This window comes from Streptomyces sp. WAC06614, from assembly GCF_003949795.1.
Classification (GTDB): Bacteria; Actinomycetota; Actinomycetes; order Streptomycetales; family Streptomycetaceae; genus Streptomyces.
In genome coordinates, this window is the sequence record NZ_RPRY01000661.1 from 1 (window position 1) to 1,410 (window position 1,410).

The window sequence follows — 1,410 nt, forward strand, 5'->3', positions numbered from 1 at the left end:
GCCCGGAGGGGGTGGAAGTGGCGAAAACCCGGACGCGGGGGCCGGGCTCCACCTACTGTTGAGTTGTGTCAGGCGCCCCGGGTCGGGTCCTCGTTGTCGACGACAACAAGGTCATCCGGCAACTGATCAAGGTCAATCTCGAACTGGAGGGTTTCGAGGTCGTGACCGCGGCCGATGGTGCCGAGTGTCTGGAGATCGTCCACCGGGTCGGTCCTGACGTCGTCACCCTCGACGTGGTGATGCCCCGGCTCGACGGGTTCGGGACCGCCGCACGGCTGCGGGCCGATCCGCGGACCCGGGACCTGCCGCTCGTGATCGTGAGCGCCTGTACCCAGTACGAGGTCGAGACCGGGATCGCGGCCGGGGTGGAGGCGTTCCTCGCCAAACCCTTCGAGCCGGCGGAGCTGGTGCGGCTCGTGCGGAGGATCATCGAACGCAAGGGTGTTCACATGGCGAAACCGGTTCGCGTTCGGGGGGACCTTCTCCCCTAGGCTGGGTCCCGTGACCCCCGCCGACCTCCCCCGTAGCCTCGCGCACGCCGTGCGCTGCGCGGTCGAGGACGGGGAGCTGGCCGCCCGCGTCACGGTCCCCGAGCGGGTCGTCGTCGAGCGGACGCGGCCGGGGGGCACCGGGGACTACGCCAGCAACCTTGCGCTGCGGATCGCCGGGCAGGCCGGTCGGCCGCCGCGGGAGGTGGCCGGGGTGCTGCGGGAGCGGCTCGCCGGGGTGGCGGGCATGGCGCGGGTGGACGTCACCGGGCCGGGGTTCCTCTCCTTCACCTTGGGCGACGAGGCCTGGGCCCTGGTGCGGGAGCAGGTCGTCGCGCGGGGGCGGGGTTATGGGTGCGCCGCCGTCTCTCTCCCTTTCGAAGCCTCAGACCGAGCCGAAGCCTCAGACCGAGCCGAAGCCTCAGACCGAGCCGAAGCCTCAGACCGAGCCGAAGCCCCAGACCGAGCCGAAGCCCCAGCCTCAGCCCGTGCGGAAGACCTGGCCGAAGCCCAAGCCTCCTGCTCCACCGGCGACGGCGGGCTTCGGTGGCGGGTCGTGGGCGAGGCGCTCGGACGGATTCTGCGGAGCCAGGGGTACGGCGACGGGCCCGGGGCGGTCAAGGTCGCGCCCGTGCCGCGGAGCGAGGGGGACGTCCGGGCGCGGTTCGGGGCGGAGGCCGCCGTGTGGGCCATGGTCGCCGTTCCGCCGCACGAACTGCCCGTCTTTCCGGAGCGGCTGCTCGTGCAGGACGAGAGCAACGAGTTCTTCCAGGTGCGGTACGGCTACTCGCGCAGCCGCGCCCTCGTACGCAATGCCGCCCTCATGGGGTTCGGGGCCCAGAGCGATCATCGCCCCGATGCCGATCGCCTCCCCGACATCGATCATCGCCCCGATGCCGATCGCCTCCCCGACACCCCCGAC

General features: G+C 72.0%; 2 pseudogenes. Both read left to right on the top strand.

Annotation, left to right across the window (positions count from 1 at the left end):
* Nucleotides 1-491 (top strand): annotated as a pseudogene (locus EF918_RS35715) (response regulator); the annotation flags it as partial.
* A 10-nt stretch (nt 492-501) separates the two neighbouring features.
* Nucleotides 502-1,410 (top strand): annotated as a pseudogene (locus EF918_RS37840) (hypothetical protein); the annotation flags it as partial.